We start from the raw sequence: 25860 nt of genomic DNA on the forward strand, positions 1-25860 counted from the left end.
CTTTCCCACTCCTGGGATTCCGGACGGCCCCCACCCGCCGCCGGTTCGTATTTCTCCTGCCCGGACTGGTGGCCACGGTTACCCCTGGACCGTGACCAAGGGAAGCAAGGCCTCAAGCATCTTGGGGCCAACACCGTCCACAGCGTCCAGCTCTTCGACGCTCTTGAAAGGACCATGTTCCTTCCGCCATTCCACAATTCGCTGTGCCAGCACCGGGCCGACCTTTGGCAGCGTGTCCAGTTCAGCGGCGCCGGCGGTGTTCAGGTTGACCTTCGCACCCTGGGTCCCCTGCTGCACGGTACCGCTTGCCCCGGAGGAGCTGGCCCCGGATCCATCCGGCCCTGTGCCTTCCGAAGCTGAAGCATCCGACCCGGCGGGCAGGGGTTCCCCATGCTGCGGGACGTAGATTTTCTGGCCGTCCTCCACCATAAGCGCAAGGTTGAGCCGGTTGGCATCGCCGTCAGCCAAAGCGCCACCCGCTGCAGCAATCGCGTCATCTACGCGGCTGCCCTGCTGCAGCCGGATAACCCCAGGTTTGGCAACAGCTCCGGCGACGTGGACCACCACCAGTACCGCACTGTTGGGCTCCCCCTGGCTTGAAGCAGGGTCATGGGCCGAACCCGCAGGGACGTCACCCTTGGATTCTTCTGCGAGTCCCCCGGCATCCACCCCGCTCAGCGGCAAAACCTCCGTAACTGCCGATCCTGCCTGGCACCAGAACCACGCGCCGGCGGCCGCGGCCAGCGCGGCCAGCAGCACGGCGACGCGCAGGCCGACCCGCCATCGTAGTGAAGGTGCCCGGCCGGATTCACTTTCAGTTCCATCCCCCTCGCCGGAGCCCCGGAACTCAAAACCCGTCTGACCCAGGCCAGGCTCCAGAAGTCCGGGAGGTGCCTTACCGAGGGTCGCTTGAAGCCTGGCGTGTGCGTGCCGCGCCTGCTGACCTGCTGTTCCAGCATCCCCGCGTGACATAGCTCCACCATAGGAACCCAACCGGTTAAACGGCGAGGAACCGGTGGCCCTATGTGGAAACATGCCGACGGCAGCGTGCAGCGGGGGCAGCTTATGAGGGGGTAAGTCCGTCAGAACCCGGAGGCGCAGGCGGGGAGTTGTATCCGGGTCCTGCTGGAGTCTGCCAATACCCGGCTCGGGAGTACCTGTCGAACCGTTGGCCCAGCGGGTTCTCACGCTGCGCGAGCAGCACGATGAGGATAATCCATCCGAGCACCGGTATGAGGGCGAGGAGCAACAACCAGCCGCTGAGGTTGGCATCGTGGAGGCGCCGGACCGCCACAGCGAGCGAAGGGACCACAGTGGCGAGGAACCAGATACCCCCGAGCGCACTGGACCCCGTCACTTGCCCATTGACGATTGTCGGGCTGATCGAGTTCAACACGGCGGACGCCAGTCCGGAGGCGAGGAACCACCACCAATACTCACTGCGACTGGCTCGTCCGGTAAAGACGGCGTACTTCTGGAATACACGCTTGACTGCCTCGACGGGCGGAGCGCCGTAGTAGGGGAAATCCAGCCCCGGGACTGCGTTCCGCGAAGCGTCCGGGGACTGCTGCATGGTCATCGAACTGTCCCTTCCGATACGTCGCTGCCGCCAATGCTACGGAAACAGGAGGCGCAGGACCTGGGCCAGAGGGCCCTACTCCAGGACCAAGCGCGGACAAAAGCTTGGTGAAGACAGAAAACCAGTAAGTTGCGGGGCCTCCGACCGGAGCCGCTCAGCCCTCACATTCAGTGCAGTAGGCATGGCCGTCCTTTTCCCGCGCCTTCTGGGAGCGGTGGCGGACCAGGAAGCAGGACCAGCAGGTGAACTCGTCGTCAGCCTGGGGAATCACCTGGACGACGAGCTCTTCGGCGATGAACTCCCCGCCAGGGGTGAGCCCGTCCAGGGTGTCAGCCTCGTCGAGCTCTTGAACCACGGATTGCGCGTCCGGCGCTTTGGCGGACTTCAGTGCCTCCAGCGAGTTTTCCTGGGATTCCTTGACGTCGGTGCGGAGTTCATCGTAATCGGTTGCCACGAAGGTACATCTCTTTTCGCTTGATGGGTGTTACCGGTCCTGCAACGTACAGCCCAACGAAAGAATTCCCTGCCGGAACTGCTGCCTCATTTCAGGCGCTGCGCGTGCCCGTCAGTTGCGGGCCGCTCCTCGATTTCCACCCTGCCCACAATGACCGCCAGGACACCCAGCCCGGCGTGGGCGGCCAGGACCGCCGGCAGGGAGCTGATCTGCGCGGGGGGACAATCCGGAAGAGCGGCTTCCAGTCTCGCCGCCAGGCTCTTAGCCTCCTCCGGGTTGCCGAAGTGATGGACGGCAAGGCGCACGGACTGACCCGGATGGGGTGCGGCTGCGGCCACAACAATTTCCTCAAGGCGCGCCACGGCCCTGGCAGCGGACCGCACCTTTTCGAGCGGCACGATCCTGCCGCCGTCGAGTGCCAGGATGGGTTTGATGGCAAGCATGGTGCCCAGCAGCGACGCAGCGGCTCCGATCCGCCCGCCGCGCCGCAATTGTTCGAGGCTGGGTACATAGAAAAAGACCTTGGTGCGGTCCGCCTGGGTGGCCGCCGCAGCGGCCACCGCCGCCCGGTCCGCACCAGCGGCCGCCGCGTTCACCGCGGCTTGAACCGCCATCCCCTGCGCCATGCCGACGGTCCGCGTATCAACCACGTCGACGGGAATTCCTACCCTGGCTGCAGCCAGGCGTGCGGAATCTGCCGTGCCCGAAAGCTCGCCGGAGATGTGGACGGACACGACCGCATCGAACCCATGAAGCTGAGCGGCGCGGTAGGCCTGCTCAAATTGTCCCGGTGATGGCCTGGACGTTTTGACCGGAGTCCCCGCGGCCAATGCCAGGGCGATGGTCTCCAGGATGTCGTCTTCACCTTCGCCGTAAATTTCCGCACCCACCATGACGGGCATGGGCGTCACCGTCAGGATCCCGTCGCACGGTAGCCCGCGTGGATAGTCCGCAGGGAGGGCGGCGGCGGAGTCGGTCACGACGGCGGTGCGGACCACAGCGCCTCCACCGCGTCCCGTGCCCGGCCGGGCCGCGGGACGGAGGCCGGAGAGCCGTGCGCGCACCCACGGCCAGGCGGCGGCGTTACTGTCAGGCAAAGGGCCTCCTGGAGACGGTGACCGGCTCAGCCAGGACCGGCCGCCGGAGGACAACCCCCGACGGCCGGCCCATGCTGCGGATGCGGCTATGCCGGGACGATGTTCACCAGCTTAGGGGCACGGACGATCACTGTCCTGATGCCCCGGCCGTCAAGGGCACGCTGCACGTTCTCCGACGCCAGGGCCAGCTCGCGCAGCTGGTCCTCGGAAACATCCGGGGAAACCTCCAGCCGGTCACGGACCTTGCCCTGGACCTGGACAACGGCAGTGACCGTCTCCTGGACCAGGAGCGCGGGATCGTGCGCCGGCCAGCCCGCATTGGCAACGGAGGCGGGGTGGCCCAGCAGGTTCCACATGTCCTCGGCCGTGTACGGCGCGAACAGGCTGAGGATCACAGCCACTGCCTCGGCCGCCTCGCGGACTGCCGGGTCGGATGCTCCTGCCCCGGAGTCAATCGCCTTGCGGGTGGCATTGACCAGTTCCATCAGCTTGGCCACCACCACGTTGAACTTGTTGGCGTCCAGGAGCTCGGCTGCATCGGCGATGGTGCGGTGCGAGACCGAGCGCAGTGCGCGGTCGCCCGCGGCGAAATCGGCACCGGGCCCGCTGGTGACATCCTGGGCCAGGCGCCACGCCCGGGCCAGGAACTTGGCGGAGCCCGACGGCGAAACGTCGGCCCAGTCCACGTCGTCCTCGGGCGGGGAAGCGAACACCATGGTCAGGCGGACAGCGTCCACACCGTACTTGTCCAGCTGTTCGCCGAGATCAACACCGTTGCCCAGCGACTTGCTCATGGCCTTGCCGCCGTTGAGCACCTGGCCCTGGTTGAGGAGTGCGCTGAAGGGTTCGTCCGCATCGATCATGCCCAGGTCATGAATGACCTTCGTAAAGAACCGCGCGTACAGCAGGTGGAGGATGGCGTGCTCCACGCCGCCCACGTACTGGCCGACAGGCATCCAGTCGTTGATCTTCTGCGGATCGAAGGGGCCCTCCGTGTAGTGCGGCGATACGAACCGCAGGAAGTACCAGGACGAGTCCACGAACGTGTCCATGGTGTCGGTGTCCCGTTTGGCGGGGCCGTGGCAGGTGGGGCACTCGACGTTGACCCAGGACTCAGCGGCGGCCAGCGGCGAGGTGCCCTTGGGAGCCAGGTCCTCGCCGCGGAGGTCCGAGGGCAGGGTGACCGGCAGTTGCTCATCAGGAACCGGAACTTCGCCGCAGGACGGGCAGTGGATGATGGGGATGGGAGTGCCCCAGAAGCGCTGGCGGCTCAGCAGCCAGTCGCGGAGCCGGAAGTTCACGAACTTCTCACCCGTGCCCTGCCGCTCCAGCATGGCGATGGCGGCAGGAATGGCCTCGGCCTTGGGCAGGCCGTTGAGCTCGCCGGAGTTGATCAGGGTGCCCTCCCCCGCGGTGGCCGTGCCGGAAACAGCAGGGTCCTCCTCGCCCGTGTCCAGGACGGCCCGGACGGGCAGGCCGAAAGCGCGGGCGAAGTCGAGGTCGCGCTGGTCGTGGGCCGGCACGGCCATGATGGCGCCCGTGCCATAGTCCGCCAGGACGTAGTCGGCGGCCCAGACGGGCAGCTTCTCGCCGTTCAGGGGATTGACGGCGTAGCGGCCGGTGAAGACGCCGGTCTTTTCGCGCTCGGTGGACTGGCGTTCGATTTCGGAGAGTGCCTTGACCCGTTCGCGGTATTCGTCCAGGGCGGCGGCGTGCTCGTCGGTAACGAGTTCGACGGCGAGCGGCGCGTCGGCTGCCACCACGAAGAACGTTGCCCCGTAGAGGGTGTCCGGGCGGGTGGTGAAGACCGTGACCTCCTTGGCGGGCTTGCCGCCGTCGGCCTCGATCACGAAGTTGACGTGGGCACCCTCGGACCGGCCGATCCAGTTCTTCTGCATGGCCAGGACGCGCTCGGGCCAGTGGCCGCGCAGCTCTTCCATGTCGTCCAGCAGGCGGTCCGCGTAGTCAGTGATCTTGAAGTACCACTGGTTCAGGGACTTCTTGGTGACCGTGGTGCCGCAGCGCTCACAGGCCCCGTTGACAACCTGCTCGTTGGCCAGGACGGTTTGGTCCTTGGGGCACCAGTTCACCGGGGAGTTCTTCCGGTAGGCCAGTCCGCGCTCGTAGAACCGCTTGAACAGCCACTGGGTCCAGCGGTAGTACTCGGGGTCGGAGGTGTGGAGGCGGCGCGACCAGTCGGCGGAGATGGCGTACCGCTTGAAGGACGCTGCCTGGGTGTCGATGTTGGCGTAGGTCCACTCACTGGGGTGGGCGTTGCGCTTGATGGCGGCGTTTTCCGCGGGCAGGCCGAAGGAGTCCCAGCCGATTGGGTGCAGCACGTCGTAGCCCTGCTGGCGCAGGTAGCGGGCCACCACGTCGCCCATGGCGAACGCTTCCGCGTGGCCCATGTGCAGGTCACCTGAGGGGTACGGGAACATGTCAAGCACGTAGCGACGCTCCCGGGACCCGTCGTCCACGGGGGTGAAGACCTTGAGGTCCTCCCACACCTGGGGCCATTTGGCCTCAATGGCGGTGAAACTGTAGGTGCCCTCTTCAGGCTCCGCCGATACTGTTGTTGCTGTTCCGGTCTCTGTCTCCGGCTGAACGCCCACTGCTGCCCTCTTCTGTTCTGTTACGGCATTTGTGCTGCCATAACGGCCTGATCCCCCTGCTGCCGGTCCGGCGCAAAGCCCCGGACACACAAAAGCCCCTCACGAAGGGAGGGGCTGCCGCTCAGCTGTCCGATAATCGGAGCCGGCGGCTAACTAAGCAGAAGGATCGCACGCATACGTTCACCTTACCGCGTGTCCACCACTACATGGAAACAGGCCACGCACGTGAGACAGGCCGCGGAAGGGTTGAGGAAGGCGGCCCCTCGCCCGGGTGTGGTGGGCACCGCGAAGCGGGCGGGGCAGGGGCCGCCTTCCTCAACCTAAGTTGGATCTAGCGAACGTCCTCGTCGACCCAATCCATGGACTTGGTGACCGCCTTCTTCCAGAGCCGCATCTGGCGGTCCTGTTCGGCCTGGTCCATCTGCGGTTCCCAGCGCTTGTCCTCGGACCAGTTGGCGGAGCATTCGCCCAGGTCCTTCCAGAACCCGACGGCCAGGCCTGCCGCGTAGGCAGCACCCAGCGCGGTGGTCTCGATGACCTTGGGGCGGATGACCGGGACGCCAAGGATGTCCGCCTGGAACTGCATCAAGGCATCATTGGCCACCATGCCGCCGTCGACCTTCAACTCGCTCAGCGGCACGCCTGAGTCCGCGTTGACCGCATCCAGGACCTCGCGGGTCTGGAACGCGGTGGCTTCCAGCGCGGCCCGGGCAATGTGGTTCTTGTTCACGAACCGGGTCAGGCCGACAATCGCGCCGCGGGCATCGGAGCGCCAGTACGGGGCGAACAGGCCGGAGAAGGCCGGGACGATGTAGACACCGCCGTTGTCCTTGACCGCCGCTGCCAGCGTCTCCACTTCCGGTGCGCTGCTGATCATGCCCAGGTTGTCCCGAAGCCACTGCACCAGGGAGCCGGTGACCGCGATCGACCCTTCGAGGGCGTAATGCGGCTTGGCGTCGCCGAGCTTGTACCCGACGGTGGTGAGGAGGCCGTTCTTGGAGTGGACGATTTCCTCGCCGGTGTTGAAGATCAGGAAGCAGCCTGTGCCGTAGGTGTTCTTGGCTTCACCGGCGTCGAAGGCGGCCTGGCCGAACGTTGCGGCCTGCTGGTCGCCAAGGATGCCGGCCACCGGCGTCTCGCGGAGCAGCTGGGAGCTGTGGACGGTGCCGTAAACCTCCGAGGAGGACTTGATTTCCGGCATCATGCTGCGCGGTACGCCGAAGATGCCGAGGATTTCGTCGTCCCACTGCAGGGTTTCGAGGTCCATGAACAGGGTGCGGGAAGCGTTGGTGACGTCGGTGACGTGGACGCCGCCGTCAACGCCACCGGTCAGGTTCCACAGGACCCAGGCGTCGGTGTTGCCGAAGACCAGGTCCCCGGCCTCGGCCTTTTCCCGGGCGCCGTCAACGTTGTCCAGGATCCATTTGATCTTGGTGCCGGAGAAGTAGGTGGCCAGCGGCAGGCCCACTTTTTGTTTGAAGCGGTCTGCCCCGCCGTCTTTGGCCAGCTGGTCCACGATGTCCTGGGTGCGGGTGTCCTGCCAGACAATGGCGTTGTACACGGGCTTGCCCGTGGTCTTGTCCCACACCACGGCCGTTTCACGCTGGTTGGTGATGCCGACGGCGGCGATATCGTGCCGCGTCAGGTTCGCCTTGGAGAGGGCCGAGCCAATGACCTCACGGGTGTTGTTCCAGATTTCCGTTGCGTCGTGTTCCACCCAGCCGGCCTGCGGGAAGATCTGCTCGTGTTCCATCTGTCCACTGGAGACAATGGCGCCGCTGTGGTCGAAAATGATGGCGCGCGTGCTGGTGGTGCCCTGGTCAATGGCGATTACGTACTGGTTCATGATGACGTCCTTGTCTTTGTTGGTTGGAATGGGTGTGGGTCAGGCAGCAGCTGTGACGATGATGGGAACAATGCGGGCCACCAGGCCACCGAGCGCGCCGCCGACCAGCGGTCCGACGACGGGGATCCAGGAGTACGCCCAGTCACTGGAACCCTTGCCCTTGATGGGAAGCACAGCGTGCGCGATGCGGGGGCCGAGGTCACGGGCGGGGTTGATGGCGTAGCCGGTGGGGCCGCCAAGGGAAACACCGATGCCAACCACCAGCAGGGCGACGGCGAGCGGGCCCAGGCCGGAGGGGGTGCCGCCCAAAGTGAGGATGACGAAAACCAGTACGAAAGTGCCGATGATCTCGGTGATGAGGTTCCATGAGGTGGATCGGATGGCAGGGCCGGTGGAAAAGGTTCCAAGCTTGCCGGCGGGTTCCGGTTCGTCATCGAAGTGCTGCTTGTACGCCAGCCAGCAGACGACTGCGCCAAGGAAAGCGCCCACCATCTCGCCCCCGAAGTAGGTGAGGGTAGATGCGAAATCCACGGCGACGCCGGGGGCATACTCGGCTTTGCCGTTGAGCAGCAGGCCAAGAGTGACAGCCGGGTTCAGGTGCGCGCCCGACTTGGCGGCAACGAATACGCCGCAGAACACGGCGATACCCCATCCCCACGTGACCATCAGGAAACCGCCGCCATTGCCTTTTGTCCCCCGCAAAGCCACGTTGGCAACGACGCCGCAACCCAACAGGGTCAGCATTGCCGTGCCAAAGACTTCGGAGAGGAAGACTATTCCTAGAGACATCTTTGACTCCTTCTTTGTTTAGTTGTCGGTTCTCCGTGGGTGAAGAACCGTTGGCCGGGACGCTGGCGCGTCCCGGCCGGCTGCCCGGCCTTAGGAGACCAGGCTGTGCGTTTCCACGCGGTGGAAACGCTGCAGCACGTCCTGGGCGTGCTTGATCTCAGCAGCGCGGGTTGCGGCGTCCCACTTGAGCGGGACGGACAACACCTCTGCCACTTCATTGAGAAGTTCGCCGGTGACCAGTCCGCGGAAGGCAAGGGAGGTGCGCCGGATGAACACATCCACCAGGTGCCCCACCTGCTCATTCGCCGCCATGAACCCCAGTTCACGGACAGTGAGTTCGCGGGTGGAGCGCAGTGGCTGGTCGGGTTCCGCATCGAGGTACGAGATCACTGCTTCGGCGCGTGTCCCGTAGCGGGTCAGCAGTCCGGCTGTGCGGTCTGCGTCACGGCCGGCGCCCATGTGTGCCTTGATCCATTTCTGTTCGCCGGCCTCATCGGCCGGGAAGCCGGCGCCGCCGCCGATGGGGAGCTGCGCCGTCGACACTTTCCGCTGTACGCCGAGTTCGGAGAGGACCTCGTTGGTCAGGTGCTCGGCAAGGGCACGGAAGGTGGTCCACTTGCCGCCCACCAGGCTCAGGACGATGGCACCGCTTCCGTTGTCGCCGGAGGCGCGGCGTTCAATACGGTAGTCGCGGGAGACGAAGCCGGGCTGCGTGGCGTCGTGGCTCGGCAGGGGGCGCACACCGGAGAAGGTGTAGACGATGTCGTCGGGCGTCACCGCGATCGAGGGGAAGACGTGGCCGATGAGGTCGAAGAAGTACTGGATCTCCTCATCCGTGCAGATGGCGTCCTCCGTCATGTCCGCATCCACGTCGGTGGTGCCCACCAGTACGCGGTCGCCCATGGGGTAGATGAGGACGATCCGGCCGTCGGTGTGCTCGAAGAAGATTTCGCGTCCGCGGCAGGCCGCGAGGAGGCCGGGGTGGTCAAGCACGATGTGCGAGCCCTTGGTGCCGCCCATGAAGGACGATGCAGCGCCCATGGACTCGTTGGTGAGGTCCACCCATGCCCCGGTGGTGTTGACGATGATGTCAGCCGTGAAGTCGAATTCTTCCCCGGTGAGTTCGTCGCGAAGCCGGACCGTGCTGCCACGGCCAGTCCCCGGGTTGGGTGCGGACGACATCGACTGCAGTGAGAGGTAGTTGCTGGCCCGGGCAGTGTTCCCCTGCGCTCCGGCGGCCTGGGCATTGCCCGCGCGGCCCGCCTTTTCGCCGTCCTGCAGGACGTCGAGCGTCAGCCGCTCCGGGTTGTGGACGGAGGCGTCGAAGTAGGTCGCCGTGTATTTGACGTCGGGGCGGAGATCCGGGAGCTCCTGGAGGGCCGCCTTGTGGGTGCGGAACTGGTGTCGCGGCACCGTCCCGCCGTCACGGGAGAACGAATCGTAGAGGCTGAGGCCGGCCTTGATGAGGAACGCGCCGCGCTCCTTGGGCTTGCCCTGCTGCTTGTGCGTCAGGAAGCGCAGCGGTGCGGACAGGATCCCGGAGAAGGTGCTGAAGATCGGGATTGTTGTCTGCAAAGGCTTGACGTAGTGCGGGGCAATCTTCAGCAGGCGGTTGCGTTCCACCACGGACTCACGGACCAGGCGGAATTCACCGTTTTCGAGGTAGCGGATGCCGCCGTGGATCATGTGCGAGGATGCGCCGCTTGCACCCTGGCAGTAGTCACCGCGCTCCACCAGTGCGACGTCCACGCCCTGCAGGGCCAGGTCACGGAACGTGCCAACGCCGTTGATGCCACCTCCCACTACCAGCACCTTCGCGTGGGGGCGGCGCCGCAGGCTGTGGACCGAGGGGCGTTCGGCCCTTGGAAGGGGCGCGCTGACAGAGGGTTGAGCAGATGAATCCTTGGGTCCCAAAACTACTCCCTTGGGGCTTTGTGTGATGCGGGCACCGCTTGGTGGCGCCGCCGTTCTGCTCTATTGTTCGGAGAAATGGAAAATGGAGTCAAGGACTATGCACAAACGTGCAGAACGGAACTGAGATGGCACTTTCCCGGGACCAAGATGCCCTCCGAGCTGCACAAATGTATTATCTGCAGGACCTGACCATGGATGCGATAGCACGTGAACTGCGCACCTCCCGGTCCACTGTTTCCCGCCTCCTGTCCTCAGCCAGGGAGTCCGGCCTGGTGCAGATCCAAATCCGCAACCCCCTGGACACCGGCCCGGAGCTGGAGGGAATGATCCGACGCCGGTACAACCTGGATGTCCATGTGGTTCCGATCCTCGGGACGCTCAACGAGGCGGAGACCCTGGACCGGGTAGCCATGCAAGCGGCCCGGACCATCGGGCCCCTGGTGGACTCCAACGCCATCATCGGGGTGGCCTGGGGATCAACCCTCAGTGCGGTGAGCAGGCACCTCACCAGGAAGATCACGCATGACAGCGTCATCGTCCAGCTCAACGGTGCCGGCAACATGCACACCACGGGCATTACCTATGCAAGCGACATCATGCGCAGGTTCGGCAGCGCTTACGGGGCCCGGGTGGAGCAGTTTCCCGTCCCGGCTTTCTTTGACCACGCCGCCACCAAGACGGCCATGTGGAATGAGCGCAGCGTACAGCGCGTCCTGGAGCTGCAGGCCAAGATGAGCATCGCCATTTTCGGTGTCGGTTCCGTGCACGCCGACTACCCCAGCCATGTTTACGCGGGCGGGTACCTGGACGAGGACGACCTGAACGCGCTCGCCAACTCCGACGTCGTGGGTGACGTGGCCACCGTTTTCTTCCGTGCCGACGGTTCCTCCGACGGGATCGTCCTGAACGAAAGGTCCACCGGCCCTGCGCTGGCCCAGCTGCGGCAGGTCCGCCGCAGGATCTGCGTGGTGTCGGGGGTGTCCAAGATCAACGGCCTGCGCGGTGCCCTGGCGGCGCGGCTCGCCACCGATCTGATCCTTGATGAAGCAACTGCACGCCGCCTGGTCGATTACGAGGGGCTGACCAGCTGAAGTGGGTAGAGTCGGTGCCATGAGAACCTCACCCCGGCTCAGCCTGAACAATGGCGTGCTGATAGACCAGCTCGGCTTCGGGCTCTACAAAGTGCCGGCAGCAGACGCGGAAGGCCTGGTGGCCACCGCGCTCGCCGTTGGGTATCGGCACTTCGATACGGCCGCCATGTACGGTAACGAAACCGGCGTGGCGAGGGGCATCAGTTCCCAGCTGGGCGCCGGGGCCGGCAGCGGTGGTTCCGGGGAGCTCTTTCCGCCCCTGGGCCGCGAAGACGTGTTCGTTACCACAAAGGTGTGGAATGACCACCACGGCTACGACGCAACGCTGCGGGCATTCGACGACTCCATGGTCAACCTGGGCCTGGACTACGTGGACATGTACCTGATCCACTGGCCCTGCCCCCGCCGCGGCTTGTTCCCCGAAACCTACCGCGCGCTCGAGACGCTTTACCGTGAAGGCAGGGTCCGTGCCATTGGCGTGAGCAACTTCCAGCCGGCGCACCTCGACCGCCTGCTGCAAAGCGCCGAAGTGGTCCCCGCCGTCAACCAGATCGAACTCCACCCCTGGCTGCAGCAGGAAGAACTGCGCAGCAAGCACGCGGAACTCGGAATCCACACGGAGGCATGGAGTCCGCTGGGCCGAGGACAGGTCCTTGCCGACCCCGTCATCCAGGCCTGCGCCGCGGAGCACCGCAGGACGCCGGCGCAGGTGGTCCTCCGCTGGCACATGCAGCTGGGAAACATCGCCATACCCAAGGCCAGCTCCGAAGCGCGGATCCGGGAGAACCTCGACGTCTTCGGTTTCGAGCTTTCAGAGCGTGACCTGGCGGCCATCAAGGAGCTGGACCGCGGGCAGCGGACCGGGTCCCACCCGGACAACGTCAACTAGGCCGGGCATGAATACTGTGAACCCGGAGACCGCCCCTGCGCCGGCGTACCTGAGCCCCGGCCTTGCCGCCCGCACGTCCGCCTCAACCGTGACCCTCGACGGCGGAACGGTGGCCTTCTGGACCTACGAACCCCTCCAAGAGACGCGGCATACCCGGACCATCCTGGTGGTCCACGGGTTCCGCGGCGACCACCACGGGCTCCTGCGCGTGGCGGACCAGCTCCCGGACATGCGTGTCATCATGCCGGACCTGCCAGGCTTTGGCGGTTCCGACGCTTTCGCCAGCGACCCGCACTCGGTGGAGCGTTACGGACAGTTCATCACCGATTTCATGGCATCCCAGGGCTTGGGGCCGGACACCGTGCTGTTGGGACATTCCTTCGGCTCCATCGTGGCGTCACACTTCGTGGCCAACAACCCGGACAGCGTAAACCCATTGATCCTCATCAACCCCATCGCCGCCCCGGCGCTGGAGGGACCCAAGGGGGTGATGACCCGGCTGGCCGTGCTCTACTACCGGCTGGCGGCCCGGCTTCCCCGGAAGCCCGGGCTGGCGCTTTTGCGCAATCCGCTGATTGTGCGGGTGATGAGCGAAACCATGGCCAAGACGCGCGACAGGGAGCTGCGCGCCTACATCCACGGACAGCACCACGCCTATTTCAGTTCCTTCGCCGACCGGGACAGCCTGCTGGAGTCCTTCACGGCCTCCGTCAGCAACCATGTGGCGGAGGTGGCGGACCGCTTGGACCTTCCTGTGTTGCTGATCGCCGGCGAAAAGGACGAAATTGCCACCCTTCCCAACCAGCACCGCCTCCTGGCCCTGCTGCCGGACGGGCAACTGAAGGTGATCCCCGGCGTCGGACACCTGATCCATTACGAAACGCCGGAACCGGCCGCCCGCTACATCCGCAGCTTCCTGGAGGACCACCCCGCGTGAAGATTGTCATCGATGCACGTTTCACCCGCACCGACCACCACGACGGCATCAGCCGCTACGGAGCAAGCCTGATTGCTGCCACGGCGAAGATCGCCGACGTGTCCATGCTGGTCTCCGATGTCCGGCAGCTGGCCCTCCTGCCGGACGTTCCGTACACGCTCATCAGCAGCCCGCTCTCCCCCCGCGAGCTGTTCGTCGCCCGGACGGTCAACGGCATTGGAGCGGACGTGGTGGTGTGCCCCATGCAGACCATGGGCACCTGGGGCCGCAAGTACGGCCTCATCCTCACCCTGCACGACCTCATTTACTACGAGCACCCCGCTCCCCCGGGTTTCCTGCCCGCACCCGTGCGCGTGCTCTGGCGGCTGTACCACAAGGCTTTCTGGCCGCAGCGCCTGCTCCTCAACCGCGCGGACATCGTAGCCACCATCAGCCGCACTACAGAGGCCCTGATGGCCAAGTACCGGCTAACGGGCCGGCCCGTGCGCATCATCGCCAACGCCCCGCAGCCTGCCCAGGAACCCCGCAACCCGTCTGGTGGAGCCGACAAAACCATCATCTACATGGGCTCGTTCATGCCGTACAAGAATGTGGAGACCATGGTGGCGGGCATGGCCGGGCTGCCCGGCTACACCCTGCACCTGCTCAGCCGCATAACGCCCCAGCGGCGCGCCGAACTGGAACGCATCATTCCGCCGGGCGCCTCCGTGGTGTTCCACAACGGCGTGACGGATGCGGAGTATGACGCGCTGCTGCGCCGGGCCACTGCACTGGTGAGCCTGTCCAGGGCCGAGGGGTATGGACTTCCCCTGGTCGAGGCCATGGCCTTGGGCACCCCGGTGATCGCCAGCGACATTCCGATCTTCCGGGAAGTGGGTGCGGACGCCGCACTCTATGTGGACCCGGAGTCCCCGGGGCAGTTCGCGGACGCGGTATCACGACTGCAGGATGATGCGCACTGGCAGGATCTGTCCCGGCGATCCATTGCGCGGGCAAGCGAGTTCAGCTGGGACGAGTCGGCACGCCAGCTGGTGGAAGCGGCGCACGAGGTCATGGCGAAAAGGCAGCTGGCCTAGAGCAGGTCAACCCTCAGAGCACATCCACACCGTCCAAGCGCAGCTGCACTGGGTCGATGGCGCGTTTGGCCGCCACGGCTGCCCGGGTGACCCTTAGGACGCGGACGACGGCGGACGCCTGGCCGTACGGGAAGAACAGCAGGGTCCGTACGTCTTCGGCCGAGCGCCTGCCGGAGGGCGGAGCGGTCAGCAGCAGCGGCGCCGGGCCTGCGGCGCGGAGCGTTATTCCGGCGCGTGCGAGGTCCGCTTCCACGGCGCCGGTGAAGTGTTCCACGGCAGCCCGCGGCCCCGTCACCGATGCGATCCGCACTGCCGGGGGCAGCTGCAGCTCCGTTCGGAGGGACAGCTCGCGCTGGGCGTATCCTGCCGGATCCCACCGCAGCAGCGCGCCGGTGGCGGCTGCGTCCGAGGCCGTAACCACCACCAGACCCTTGTCCGGGGCGGGACGGACCAGGGCTGCAGCGTTGAACCAGCGCCGCACGGTGTCTTCGCCGGCACGGAGGGTTTCGCGGCGGAGCAGGGAATCCCCGTCCAGGAGCAGGGCGGCAGCGTAGCCGTCCTCTGCGACAGGTTCGGCCCCCACCGTGGCCACGACCAGCGCCTTGCCGGGGCCCACCCTGGCCTTCACTTGGTCCCCGGAGGACGTGATGACTGTTGTGCCGGGAAATGCGCGGCCAAGTTCCTCAGCGGTGCGCAGCACTCCGGTGGCGCCTTTGCGCAGCCTCCGGCCCCCGCAGTGGGAACACTTCCAGTCGGGTGCCGGGGTGGAACACCAGCGGCACTGCGGCAGCGCTGATGTTCCGGCCAGCGCCAGGGGTCCCTGGCAGCGGCCGCAGCGGGCCGGTTCACGGCACGTTTCGCATACCAGCGAGGGCGCGTAACCCGCCCTGGCCACCTGCACCAGCACGGGCCCGCGTTCCAGTCCTTCCTTGGCGGCCTGCCATGCCGCGTGCGGGAGGCGGGCGAGGGTGGCCAAGGGATCGCGCGCCTGTTCGAAGCTGTCCGCAGTGCTCACGACGCGGGCAACGGTCCTGCGGAGGGTTCCACGCTCGGTTTCGACCGGGACGGCCCACCCGGCTTCCACCAACCGCTGCACTTCGGTGCTGCGGGCATGTCCGGCAAGCAGGCAGGCGGTGCCTTCCTGCTCGGCCCGCAGGAGCAGGACCTCCCGGGCATGGGCGTATGGTGCGCGCTGCTCGATGTGAAGGTCGTCGCCGTCGTCCCAGCAGGCCACCAGCCCCAGGTCCTGAACAGGGGCGAACGCGGCGGACCTCGTGCCGATGGCGATTTTCGCGGTGCCGGCGAGCAATCGCAGGAAGTTGCGGTACCGCGGCGTGGGGCCGTCATCTGCGGTGAGCCGGGCCACGGCCCCGGACGGCACCAGCCCGTTGAGCGCTTCCTCGAGCCGGTCCAGATCCCGGTAGTCGGGTACCACGAGCACTGATCCCCGGCCGGAGGCATAGGCGGCAGCAGCGGCCTGGGCCAGCAGGTCCGGCCAGCCTGCGGGCCCGTACCCCTGGAGGGGGTTGACGACGGCGCGGGGCGAGCCCCCACCCGCCAGGTGCCGGAGAAAAGCAGCACCTGTGCGGTACGCACCCCAGGCGGAAACGGCGGGGGTTCCCGCCTCGGGCGCGGGCACCGCCTCCTCCGCGCCCAGCGAGTGGGGATAGTCCTTTTCAAGTTTCGCCACCCGCGGTGGCACCGCCAGTCGGAGGACATCGCTGACGGTACCGGCGTAACGGGCAGCAACGGCGGTGGCAAGGTCCCTGACAGCGGGCGCGAGGACCTGGACCGGGGACACCACCTTAGCCAGGGGCACAAGGGTGTGTCCGGCGTCGGACTCCTCCAGCCGCTCAAGGAGGTATCCGCTGAGGTCCTGGCCGTTGAACTTGACCTTCACCCGGGTTCCCGGCTGGGCGGCCTGGTCCAGCGGCTCAGGGACGGCATAGTCGAAGGGGCGGTCGAGGTGTGGCAGGGAGGACTCAACCAGGACCCTTGCCACCGGCAGTTGGGCAGCAACTGCAACGCCGCCGGGCATTTTGCGTGCGGGGAAACCCTGCAAAAGGGTTGGCTGGACGGAGCTGTCAGAACCCATGACAGTTACCTCCGTTCAGCTACCGGTTTGACACGAACAGCAAAGCACCGGCCACTGACATTAGGCGTTGAAGTACGCCTTCAGGTCGTCAACCCGGTCCAGCCGCTCCCAGGTGAAGTCGGGGTCATCCCGGCCGAAGTGGCCGTGGGCGGCTGTCTTGGCGTAGATGGGCCGCTTGAGGTCCAGGGCATCAATGATGGCCCTGGGACGAAGGTCGAAAATTTCGGCGATGGCTTCGCTGATTCGGGCCGGATCCACGGTTTCGGTGCCAAACGTCTCCACGTAGGTTCCCACCGGCCGCGCCTGGCCGATGGCGTAGGCGATTTGGATCTCGGCGCGCTTGGCCAGGCCCGCGGCTACCACGTTCTTGGCCACCCAGCGCATGGCATACGCCGCGGAGCGGTCAACCTTGGACGGGTCCTTGCCGGAGAAGGCGCCGCCGCCGTGGCGTGCCATGCCGCCATAGGTGTCCACGATGATCTTGCGGCCGGTGAGGCCGGCGTCGCCCACAGGGCCGCCGATCACAAACTCGCCGGCAGGGTTGAGGATGTTGGCCGCGCGGGAAATATCCAGGTTGGCGGCAGCCAGGACAGGTTCAATCACGACGGCGGCGAGGTCGGCGCGCAGCTGCTCAAGGCTCGCGCCCTCGGCGTGCTGGCTGGAAATCACCACGGTTTCCACAGACACCGGAACGTCTTTGTCATAACCGACGGTGACCTGGGTCTTGCCGTCGGGGCGGAGGTAGGCCAGCTGGCCCGTCTTGCGGACGTCGGTGAGGCGTTCGGAGAGCCGGTGGGCCAGCCAGATGGGCGTTGGCATGTAGGACGGCGTCTCGTCGCTGGCGTAGCCGAACATCAGGCCCTGGTCGCCGGCGCCCTGGAGGTCGTAGTCGTCCTCCTGGCGGCCTTCGCGGGCCTCGAGGGAGTTAAAGACGCCACCAGCGATGTCGTTGGACTGCTGTCCGATGGAAACGGACACGCCGCAGCGGGCGCCGTCGAACCCGTTGGCGGACGAGTCGTACCCGATGCCCAGGATGGTCTCACGGACGATCTGCGGGATTTCAACATATGCATCAGTGGTGACTTCGCCTGCCACATGCACCAGGCCGGTGGTGGCCATGGTCTCCACGGCCACGCGGGACTCTGGATCAGCGGACAGGAGCGCGTCCAGGATGGCGTCGCTGATCTGGTCGCAGATCTTGTCCGGGTGGCCTTCAGTGACCGACTCGGACGTGAAGAGCCGGAGCGCGGAGGGCGTGGCCCCGTGGGTGTGGGGAAGGTGCAGCGGTAAAGTCACTCAACTACCTTACTGGTTGGTGTTGGTACTCCCGTCAGGGAGAAGTCCGTAGATGTCCCCGTGCTAAGCAAACGTGGCCAGGAACACCCGGCCAAGGCGAACACGTTCAGTTCGAAGCAACGCGGTTCAGTTCAAAACTGATGCGTCTGATGATGGCTTCCGAAACCTCAGTCTTGGTTCCCGATGCTTCCTGCGGTTCGGAGCCGGAGCGCGAAAGGATGACCACGGAGTTGGAGTCTTGCCCGAAGACTTTGTCCGTCCCCACATGGTTGACCACCAGCAGGTCGCAGCCTTTACGCTGCAGCTTTGCCTCCGCATACGCCAGGACGTCCCCCTGGCCATCCCCGGTCTCGGCCGCGAACCCTACAATGAGCTGCCCGGATTGGGCCGGTCCGGCATTGCGCTGCTCCACGAGCTCCTGCAGGATGTCCGGGTTGCGGACCAGGGTGATGACGGGGTCTGCCGTGTCGTCGCGCTTCTTAATCTTGGTGTCCGAGACTGCCGCGGGGCGGAAGTCGGCTACTGCTGCGGACATGATGATGACATCGGACCCGGCAGCGGCGGCCAGCGCAGCCTCGCGGAGCTGCAGGGCAGTCTCCACGCGGACAACGTCCACGCCGGCCGGCGGTGGAACGTCCATGTGGGCTGCCAGCAGCCGCACGCTGGCGCCGGCGTTCCGCGCGGCGACCGCCAGGGCCACGCCCTGCTTGCCGGATGACCGGTTGCCGAGGAAGCGAACGGGGTCCAACGGTTCGCGGGTGCCGCCGGCACTGATGGTCACGGTGCGGCCGGCAAGCGGGAGCTGGTAGTCGGACTGTCCCTGCACCAGTGCCATGGCTGCGTCGAAAATCATCTGGGGCTCGGGCAGTCTTCCCGGACCTGAGTCGGCCCCGGTGAGACGGCCGGATGCGGGTTCAAGGACGGCAGCGCCGCGGGAGCGCAGGGTTTCGACGTTGGCGCGGGTGGCGGCGTGCTGCCACATTTCCGTGTGCATCGCTGGGGCGAACAACACGGGGCCGTGCGCCATCAGCAGCGTGTTGGTGAGCAGGTCCCCGGCCTGGCCCGTGGCAGCTCTCGCAAGGAGATCTGCCGTGGCGGGTGCCACCACGACGAGGTCCGCTTCATGGCCCAGGCGGACGTGGTTGACCAGGTGCACGTCGTCGAAGACGCTGTTGCTCACGGGGTTGCCGGACAGCGCCTCCCAGGTGGCGGTTCCGATGAAGCGGGTGGACGCCTCCGTGGGGATCACGGTGACGTCATGGCCGGCTTCAGTAAAAAGCCGGAGGAGCGATGCCACCTTATAGGCGGCAATCCCTCCCCCGACTCCGAGGACTATGCGCACGTGACCTCCGTCAACAGCAAGTCAGTTCAGCGGCAGGACTACTCTGCGGCTTCGATCGGCGTGGAAACCAGCTTGCCTTCGTTGATCTCACGCAGGGCGATCGAGAGCGACTTTTCGTTCAGCTTGGTGTCAACCAGGGGTCCGACGTATTCGAACAGGCCCTCGTGCAGCTGGGCGTAGTAGGCGTTGATCTGACGAGCGCGCTTGGCACCGAAGATCACCAGGCCGTACTTGGAGTCGGCTGCTTCGAGCAGCGAGTCGATCGGCGGGTTGATGATGCCTTCAAGGTTCGTGGACACGAATTCTCCAAATTCCTAGCGGGCTGACGGTTCCGGCAGGTGTGGATGCGGTGTCAGCCCCATGAGTGAAACAAGCTCGTCCGCTGCCCGGCGGACGTCGTCATTGATGACGGTGTGGTCGAACTCCGGTTCAGCAGCAAGTTCCAGTTTAGCGGTTTCCAGGCGCCGCTGCTGTTCTTCCGGCGTTTCGGTGCCCCGGCCCACCAGCCGGCGGACCATTTCGTCCCAGGTGGGCGGGGCCAGGAAGACGAACTGGGCGTCCGGGACGGCTGCCTTGACCTGGCGGGCGCCTTGCAGGTCGATTTCCAGCAGCACGGACCGGCCTTCAGCGATGGCCCGGTTCACGGTGCTCTTCAGGGTGCCGTAGGTGTTCTGGCCGTGGACCACCGCCCATTCCAGGAGTTCACCATCCGCAATGAGCTGCTCGAACTCCTCCTTGGACTTGAAGAAGTAGTGAACGCCGTCGACCTCCCCGGGCCGGGGTGCGCGGGTGGTGGCTGAGACGGAAAGCCACACCTCGGGGTAATTGTCACGGATGTAGGTGGACACGGTGCCTTTGCCAACAGCCGTCGGACCTGCGAGGACTGTCAGTCCAGGTTTCTTGCTCACGTATTCCTTTTGCCGCAGTTGGGGGAAAGACAGGCGCTGCCTGCCTCAATGCTCATCTATAAAATCTACCAGCGCCCGGCGCTGGTGGACGCCCAGGCCCCTGACCCTGCGGGAGGTTGCAATGCCCAGCTGCTGCATGATCGCGGCGGCCCGTACCTTGCCGATGCCGGGAAGGGCCTCGAGCAGCTCAGAGACTTTCATGCGGGCCAGCGCGTCATCCTCCAGTGCCGAGCTGATGATGTCCGCGGCGGACCTGTCGCCGTTTCGAAGGCTTTCCTTGGCGGCGGCCCGGGTGGCCCTGGCGGCTGCCGCCTTGCCCAGGGCATCGGCCCGTTCAGACGCAGATAAAGGTCGCAGGACCATCACGGACACCCCCGAAGTCGGCGGATTTCATCCAAGGGCGGCCGCCCTTGGACCTGTCCTGAAACTACCCTCTGGTGCAGCGTGAATCAATGCATCAGGGCAATTGCAGGCTATTGTCCCCGCAGCCCCTCCAGGGTCCGCAGGGCGGCCTCACGCAGGGCGCGGACCTGCGGTCCCGCCGACAGGATGTCGCGGCTGGACGTTCCCAGGACCAGAGGGTAAGCAGCACCGAAGGTGGCCCGAAGGTCGGCCGGCGTGGCCCCCTGCGCCCCGAGCCCGGGTGCCAGGATGGGGCCGCGGACGGCCGCAAGATCCAGGTCCAAATCCGCCAGGGCGCTGCCAACGGTGGCACCCACCACCAGGCCCACGGACCCCAGGTTTCCTGCATAGCGCACGTTCTCCGCCGCCGCTGCGGCCGTGATCCTTCGGGCCACGGAATCCTTTCCGCCCACGTGCTGGACGGAGGCGCCCTCCGGGTTGGAGGTCAGGGCCAGCACGAAGACCCCGCGGCCGGTCTCTGCCGCCAGGTCAAGCGCAGGGCGCAGGGACTCAAAGCCGAGGTAGGGGCTAAGCGTGACGGAATCGGCCGCCAGCGGAGACTCGTCACGGAGCCAGGCGTCGGCGTAGGCAGCCATGGTGGAACCAATGTCCCCGCGCTTGGCATCGGCGATCGTCAGAACTGATTCGTCGCGCGCGGTGGCCAGGACCTCCTCCAGCACGGCCATGCCCGCAGATCCGTGGCGCTCGTAAAGCGCCACCTGCGGCTTGACCGCGGCAGCGAGCGAAGCCACCGCTTCCAGGACGGTGAGGGAAAAGCGCCTCAGCCCGGCGGCGTCGTCGTCCAGTCCCCAGCCCTTTAAGAGGGCCGGGTGCGGGTCAATGCCAACGCATAACGGGCCGCGGGCGGCCATGGCCGCGCCGAGCCGGGAGCCAAAGGACTCCCGGCCGGCGCCGGATGCAGGCGAAGCGGGAACCTGCTCAGGCATGCTGCAGGGCCGCTTTCTGCGACTCCGCAAGGGCTGCCGCGTGCTCCTGCAGGCTGGTGACCGACCATTCGTAAGTGCGCATGGCTTCGATGGCCTGGACCGCGGCGTTGAACTCAGCCACCGTGGTGATGCACGGGATGCCGATGGAGGTCGCTGCGGCGCGGATTTCGTAGCCGTCGCTGCGGGCCTCGCCGCCCGAGGGCGTGTTGAAGACCATGTCGATCTCGCCCGCGACGATCAGGTCCGCGATGGTGCCCTCGCCCTCGGCACTGCTGCCCTCGGCGACCTTGCGGACCGGCGTGGCCTGCAGTCCGTTGCGGCGCAGGACGTCGGCGGTGCCGCCGGTGGAGACGATCTCGAAGCCGAGGTCCGAGAGCCGCTTGACCGCCATGATGACGGCTCGCTTGTCCCGGTTGGCCACGGAGACGAACACCTTGCCCTCGGTGGGCAGGGCATTGTTGGCGCCGGCCTGGCTCTTGGCGAAGGCGGTGTCGAAGTGCTTGTCGATGCCCATGACCTCGCCGGTGGAACGCATCTCGGGTCCGAGCAGCGAGTCCACCACCTTGCCCTCGAGCGTGCGGAACCGGCTGAACGGCAGCACCGCTTCCTTGACAGCGACGGGGGCGTCCAGCGGCAGGGTGGAACCGTCGCCAACCTCGGGCAGCATCTTGTAGGCACTGCGCAGCTGGTTGATGGTCACGCCGGTGCCGATGAGCGCGGCGGCTTTGGCCATCTGGACGCCGGTGGCCTTGGATACGAACGGCACGGTCCGGGACGCGCGGGGGTTGGCTTCCAGGACGTACAGAACGTCGGAGGCCAGCGCGAACTGGATGTTGATCAGGCCGCGCACGCCCACGCCCTCAGCGATGGCACGGGTTGCGGTCCGGACGCGTTCAATGACGTTGCTCCCCAGGGTGATGGGCGGCAGGACGCAGGCGGAGTCACCGGAGTGGATGCCGGCTTCTTCAATGTGCTCCATGATGCCGCCCAGGTACATGTCGGTGCCGTCGAAGAGGGCGTCGACGTCGATTTCGACGGCGTCCTCCAGGAACCGGTCGATGAGGACCGGGTGGTCCGGGGTGATCTCCGTGGCGTTGGCGATGTAGCGGGACAGGTTGGGCTCGTCGTAGACGATTTCCATGCCGCGGCCGCCCAGGACGTAGGACGGGCGGACCAGGACGGGGTAGCCGATTTCGTCGGCGATGGTCTTGGCATCCTCGAAGGAGACCGCGGTGCCGTTCTTGGGTGACACCAGGCCGGCCTTGTCCAGCACGCGGGAGAAGGCTCCGCGGTGTTCGGCGAGGTCGATGGCCTCCGGGGAGGTGCCCAGGATGGGTACGCCGGCGTCGGCAAGCTGCTGGGCGAGCTTCAGCGGGGTCTGGCCGCCGAGCTGGACGAACACGCCCATAACGCCGCCGGTGCGTTCCTCGGCCGCGATGACTTCCAGGACGTCCTCGAGCGTGAGCGGTTCGAAGTACAGGCGGGTGGAGACGTCGTAGTCGGTGGAGACGGTTTCCGGGTTGCAGTTGACCATGACGGTCTCGTAGCCTGCCTTGCGCAGCGCCATGGAGGCGTGCACGCAGGAGTAGTCGAACTCGATGCCCTGGCCGATGCGGTTGGGACCCGAGCCGAGGATCAGGATGGACGGCTTGGAGTGCAGCGCAACCTCGTCCTCCTCGTCGTAGGCCGAGTAGTGGTACGGGGTGTAGGCGGCGAACTCGGCGGCACAGGTGTCAACGGTCTTGTAGACGGGGCGGATGCCCAGGGCCTGCCGCACACCGCGGACCACGGCCTCGGAGTTGTGCGTCAGCGCGCCGATCTGCTCATCGGAGAAGCCGTGGCGCTTGGCGCGCTTGAGCATGTCGACGGTCAGGGCGCCGGCCTGCCGGATTTCCCGGGAGACCTCGTTCAGCAGTTCGAGCTGGTCCAGGAACCAGGGATCAATCTTGGTGGCTTCGAAGAGCTGTTCCACGGTGGCGCCGCCCAGGAGGGCTCGCTGGACCTGGTGCAGCCGCTCGGTGGTGGGGCGCTTGGCCTTTTCGATGAGCTCTGCGACTTCGTATTCCGGGACAGAGCTGAAGTCCAGCTGCGAACCCTTCTGTTCCAGGGAGCGCAGGGCCTTTTGGAGTGCCTCGGTGAAGTTGCGGCCCATGGCCATGGCCTCGCCCACCGACTTCATGGTGGTGGTAAGGGTGTTGTCGGCCGCGGGGAACTTCTCGAAGGCGAACCGCGGGACCTTGACCACCACGTAGTCCAGGGTGGGCTCGAAGGACGCGGGCGTCTTCTGCGTGATGTCGTTGGGGATCTCGTCCAGCGTGTAGCCCAGGGAGAGCTTGGTGGCGATCTTGGCGATGGCGAAACCGGTGGCCTTGGATGCCAGGGCGGAGGAACGGGAAACGCGGGGGTTCATCTCGATGACCACAACGCGGCCGGTCTTGGGATCGATGGCGAACTGGATGTTGCAGCCGCCGGTGTCCACGCCCACCTCGCGGATGACGGCGATGGCCACGTCGCGCAGCTTCTGGTACTCGCGGTCCGTGAGGGTCAGCGCCGGGGCAACGGTGATGGAGTCACCGGTGTGCACGCCTACGGGATCGAAGTTCTCGATAGAGCAGACAACAACCACGTTGTCGTTCTTGTCCCGCATCATCTCGAGCTCGTATTCCTTCCAGCCCAGGATGCTCTCTTCGAGCAGCACCTCGCTGGTGGGGCTGTACTGCAGGCCCTGCCCGACGATGCGGCGCAGGTCCTCCTCGTTGTAAGCCAGGCCCGAGCCCAGGCCGCCCATGGTGAAGGACGGACGGACCACCATGGGGTAGCCAAGGTCGACCGCGGCAGTGAGGGCCTGGTCCATGGTGTGGATGATGTGGCTGCGGGCGGACTCGGCGCCGCAGCGCTCCACGACGCCCTTGAACTTCTCGCGGTCCTCGCCGAGCTCGATGGCGGCGATGTTTGCGCCGATCAGCTCCACGTTGTACTTCTCGAGCACACCGTTCTTGTCCAGGGCGATGGCAGTATTCAGCGCGGTCTGGCCGCCCAGGGTGGGCAGCACGGCGTCCGGGCGTTCCTTGGCGATGATCTTCTCCACCACCTCGGGGGTGATGGGCTCAACGTAGGTGGCGTCGGCGAACTCGGGGTCGGTCATGATGGTGGCCGGGTTGGAGTTCACGAGGATGACGCGCAGGCCTTCCTCCTTGAGGACACGCAGCGCCTGGGTGCCGGAGTAGTCGAACTCGGCGGCCTGGCCGATGACGATCGGGCCGGAACCAATGACGAGGACGCTCTTGAGATCTGTACGTTTCGGCATTACTTCTTGTCCTCAGTCTTGTTGTCGTTTTTGTGGTCAGCCCCGGCAGAGTGCGCGGAATCCACGGGTTCCTTTGACAGGTTGGCGGTCCGGCCGTCGCGGGTGCCTTCCATCAGTTCGATGAAGCGGTCAAACAGGTAGGCGGCATCGTGCGGTCCGGCTGCAGCCTCCGGGTGGTACTGCACGGAGAAGGCGGGGATGTCGAGGCAGGCCAGGCCTTCCACGACGTCGTCGTTCAGGCTGACGTGGCTGACTTCCACGCGGCCGTAGCGCTCCTCTGGTGCCTGGGTGGCGCCGTCGAGCGGGGCGTCGACGGCGAAACCGTGGTTCTGGGAGGTGATTTCCACCTTGCCGGTGCGGCGGTCCATGACGGGCTGGTTGATGCCGCGGTGGCCGTAGCGGAGCTTGTACGTGCCAAAGCCCAGTGCCCGGCCCAGGATCTGGTTGCCGAAGCAGATGCCGAAGTAGGGCAGTTTCTCGTCCAGGACCGAGCGCAGCAGCTTGACCTGGGCGTCGGCCGTGGCGGGGTCTCCGGGGCCGTTGGACATGAAGAAGCCGTCCGGGTTGACCGCCTTGACGTCCTCCAGGGTGGCGGTGGCGGGCAGCACGTGGACGCGGACGCCGCGTTCGGCGAACCGCACGGGGGTCATGGCCTTGATGCCGAGGTCGATCGCCGCGATGGTGAAGCGGGGGTCGCCGTCCCATCCGTGGTCCTTGGGTTCCACCACGTAGGCTTCGTCAACGCTGACTTCCTCGGCCAGGCGGGAACCCTCCATGGGGGCGCTCGCCAGGACGGCGTCGACCAGTTCCTTGTCCGTAACCTGGGCGGCCTCACCGGAGAAGATGCCGGCGCGCATGGTCTTGTGCTCGCGCAGGTGCCGGGTGATGGCACGGGTGTCAACGCCCTGGATGCCAACGATGCCCTGGGCCACCAGCTCTTCGTCCAGCGATCGCTCGGAACGCCAGTTGGAGGGCCGGCGCGCGGGGTCGCGGACAATGTAGCCAGCCACCCAGATGCGCCGGGACTCTGCGTCGTCATCATTTACGCCGGTGTTGCCGATGTGCGGCGCCGTCTGCACCACCAGCTGGCGGGCGTAGGACGGATCGGTGATGGTTTCCTGGTAACCGGTCATGCCGGTGGCGAAGACGGCTTCGCCCAGGGCGGTGCCCGTGGCGCCGTAGCTGGTGCCGCGGAAGATGCGCCCGTCTTCGAGGACCAGCGCAGCCGGGGCTGATACAGGAGCGGAGGTGGTTGCTGTCAATGTATTCGCTTTCACTG

General features: G+C 66.1%; 21 protein-coding genes. 4 read left to right on the top strand and 17 right to left on the bottom strand.

Annotated elements, in window-relative coordinates; all coding sequences use genetic code 11:
* Positions 1-78 precede the first annotated feature (78 nt).
* The 8 genes from LFT46_RS10730 to LFT46_RS10765 form a co-directional block, all read right to left on the bottom strand.
* The gene (locus LFT46_RS10730) at positions 79-972 is read right to left on the bottom strand and encodes a ComEA family DNA-binding protein (RefSeq protein ID WP_236819558.1); all 894 of its coding nucleotides are present in this window, start codon (positions 970-972) and stop codon (positions 79-81) included.
* A gap of 91 nt (positions 973-1063) precedes the next feature.
* The gene (locus tag LFT46_RS10735) at positions 1064-1579 is read right to left on the bottom strand and encodes a DUF805 domain-containing protein (RefSeq protein WP_236819560.1); all 516 of its coding nucleotides are present in this window, start codon (positions 1577-1579) and stop codon (positions 1064-1066) included.
* A gap of 154 nt (positions 1580-1733) precedes the next feature.
* Complete coding sequence (locus LFT46_RS10740) at positions 1734-2033, bottom strand: DUF4193 domain-containing protein (protein WP_236798440.1); 300 nt, start codon at positions 2031-2033, stop codon at positions 1734-1736.
* A gap of 86 nt (positions 2034-2119) precedes the next feature.
* Positions 2120-3130, bottom strand: coding sequence for a DegV family protein (locus LFT46_RS10745; RefSeq protein ID WP_236819562.1), 1011 nt, complete (start codon positions 3128-3130; stop codon positions 2120-2122).
* An 86-nt stretch (positions 3131-3216) separates the two neighbouring features.
* The gene (gene leuS / locus LFT46_RS10750) at positions 3217-5742 is read right to left on the bottom strand and encodes a leucine--tRNA ligase (RefSeq protein ID WP_236819564.1); all 2526 of its coding nucleotides are present in this window, start codon (positions 5740-5742) and stop codon (positions 3217-3219) included.
* Positions 5743-6073: 331 nt separating this feature from the next.
* Complete coding sequence (gene glpK / locus LFT46_RS10755; RefSeq protein WP_236819566.1) at positions 6074-7588, bottom strand: glycerol kinase GlpK; 1515 nt, start codon at positions 7586-7588, stop codon at positions 6074-6076.
* 39 nt (positions 7589-7627) lie between these two features.
* Complete coding sequence (locus tag LFT46_RS10760; protein ID WP_236798444.1) at positions 7628-8377, bottom strand: MIP/aquaporin family protein; 750 nt, start codon at positions 8375-8377, stop codon at positions 7628-7630.
* Between the two features lie 90 nt (positions 8378-8467).
* Entirely contained in the window at positions 8468-10291 is a 1824-nt protein-coding gene (locus LFT46_RS10765; protein WP_236819568.1) for a glycerol-3-phosphate dehydrogenase/oxidase, read from the bottom strand.
* 125 nt (positions 10292-10416) lie between these two features.
* Here LFT46_RS10765 and LFT46_RS10770 point away from each other — a divergent pair, with 125 nt between their 5' ends.
* The 4 genes from LFT46_RS10770 to LFT46_RS10785 are packed head-to-tail and all read left to right on the top strand — an operon-like array spanning position 10417 to position 14284.
* Positions 10417-11382, top strand: coding sequence for a sugar-binding transcriptional regulator (locus LFT46_RS10770; protein ID WP_236802862.1), 966 nt, complete (start codon positions 10417-10419; stop codon positions 11380-11382).
* 19 nt (positions 11383-11401) lie between these two features.
* A complete protein-coding gene (locus tag LFT46_RS10775) occupies positions 11402-12271 on the top strand; it encodes an aldo/keto reductase (RefSeq protein ID WP_236819570.1) in 870 nt (289 codons plus the stop codon).
* Positions 12272-12278: 7 nt separating this feature from the next.
* On the top strand, positions 12279-13208 hold the full coding sequence (locus tag LFT46_RS10780) for an alpha/beta fold hydrolase (protein WP_236819572.1): 930 nt from the start codon (positions 12279-12281) through the stop codon (positions 13206-13208).
* A complete protein-coding gene (locus tag LFT46_RS10785; protein ID WP_236819573.1) occupies positions 13205-14284 on the top strand; it encodes a glycosyltransferase family 4 protein in 1080 nt (359 codons plus the stop codon). Before LFT46_RS10780 ends, LFT46_RS10785 begins: the two co-directional genes overlap by 4 nt.
* A 13-nt stretch (positions 14285-14297) precedes the next feature.
* On the opposite strand, the gene LFT46_RS10790 is transcribed toward LFT46_RS10785, so the two are convergent.
* The 9 genes from LFT46_RS10790 to carA form a co-directional block, all read right to left on the bottom strand.
* On the bottom strand, positions 14298-16379 hold the full coding sequence (locus LFT46_RS10790; protein ID WP_236819574.1) for a primosomal protein N': 2082 nt from the start codon (positions 16377-16379) through the stop codon (positions 14298-14300).
* A 60-nt stretch (positions 16380-16439) separates the two neighbouring features.
* A complete protein-coding gene (metK, locus tag LFT46_RS10795; RefSeq protein ID WP_236798450.1) occupies positions 16440-17675 on the bottom strand; it encodes a methionine adenosyltransferase in 1236 nt (411 codons plus the stop codon).
* Between the two features lie 106 nt (positions 17676-17781).
* Complete coding sequence (coaBC, locus tag LFT46_RS10800) at positions 17782-19017, bottom strand: bifunctional phosphopantothenoylcysteine decarboxylase/phosphopantothenate--cysteine ligase CoaBC (protein ID WP_236819575.1); 1236 nt, start codon at positions 19015-19017, stop codon at positions 17782-17784.
* Between the two features lie 38 nt (positions 19018-19055).
* Entirely contained in the window at positions 19056-19316 is a 261-nt protein-coding gene (gene rpoZ / locus LFT46_RS10805; protein ID WP_003800778.1) for a DNA-directed RNA polymerase subunit omega, read from the bottom strand.
* A 15-nt stretch (positions 19317-19331) separates the two neighbouring features.
* A complete protein-coding gene (gene gmk / locus LFT46_RS10810) occupies positions 19332-19925 on the bottom strand; it encodes a guanylate kinase (RefSeq protein ID WP_142133756.1) in 594 nt (197 codons plus the stop codon).
* Between the two features lie 45 nt (positions 19926-19970).
* On the bottom strand, positions 19971-20288 hold the full coding sequence (mihF, locus tag LFT46_RS10815; RefSeq protein ID WP_200830713.1) for an integration host factor, actinobacterial type: 318 nt from the start codon (positions 20286-20288) through the stop codon (positions 19971-19973).
* A gap of 110 nt (positions 20289-20398) precedes the next feature.
* Positions 20399-21274 carry an orotidine-5'-phosphate decarboxylase gene (pyrF, locus tag LFT46_RS10820; protein WP_236819576.1) on the bottom strand — a complete coding sequence of 292 codons (876 nt, stop codon included), beginning with the start codon at positions 21272-21274 and terminating at the stop codon, positions 20399-20401.
* On the bottom strand, positions 21267-24581 hold the full coding sequence (carB, locus tag LFT46_RS10825) for a carbamoyl-phosphate synthase large subunit (RefSeq protein WP_236819581.1): 3315 nt from the start codon (positions 24579-24581) through the stop codon (positions 21267-21269). The genes pyrF and carB overlap by 8 nt, the downstream gene beginning before the upstream one ends.
* A complete protein-coding gene (gene carA / locus LFT46_RS10830; RefSeq protein ID WP_236798455.1) occupies positions 24581-25843 on the bottom strand; it encodes a glutamine-hydrolyzing carbamoyl-phosphate synthase small subunit in 1263 nt (420 codons plus the stop codon). The genes carB and carA overlap by 1 nt, the downstream gene beginning before the upstream one ends.
* Positions 25844-25860: the final 17 nt, after the last annotated feature.

It is taken from the genome of Arthrobacter sp. FW306-07-I, assembly GCF_021800405.1.
Taxonomy (GTDB): domain Bacteria; phylum Actinomycetota; class Actinomycetes; order Actinomycetales; family Micrococcaceae; genus Arthrobacter.